Origin of the sequence: Streptomyces sp. NPDC057010 (assembly GCF_042673805.1) — a bacterium.
Taxonomy (GTDB): Bacteria; Actinomycetota; Actinomycetes; order Streptomycetales; family Streptomycetaceae; genus Streptomyces.
The window spans coordinates 1-403 of record NZ_JBHUSC010000136.1; the positions used below are offsets into that span (position 1 = coordinate 1).

Sequence of the window (403 nt, forward strand, 5' to 3'; positions counted from 1 at the left end):
GAATTTTGCGGCGAACCAGCTCTTGCAAAGCGGCATGAGTCTGTTGAGGGTCTGCGCCCTGTATTGAAACCGCGAGAACGGACTCCTCGGGCACTAGCCCTGTGCCATTACGGAACATCTCGATGAGCGCGACGGCTTTTACAACATCAACATGGACGGGGCTGCCGCCTGCTTCGGCGCGGTCAACGGCATCGCATGCTACTGCCCATCGGTGGCTGTCTGGTGACGCGAGGATTGCAGGCTCAAGGTTGGCTCGCAGATAGTCCCAGTATTGTGCGGGACCATACATCGACTCCCAGCGATTCGGCTGACCGTCGAGGAATTCGAGAAAGCCCAACGGCTCGCGCGAGGCAAGAAACCCGAATGTGCTACGCTCATTTTGACCAAACCTACGCTTTGAAAT

General features: G+C 57.1%; 1 protein-coding gene. It reads right to left on the minus strand.

Annotation, left to right across the window (positions count from 1 at the left end):
• The coding region (locus ACFTXQ_RS36625; protein ID WP_382649999.1) for a hypothetical protein at positions 1 to 403 on the minus strand (403 nt) is incomplete at both ends.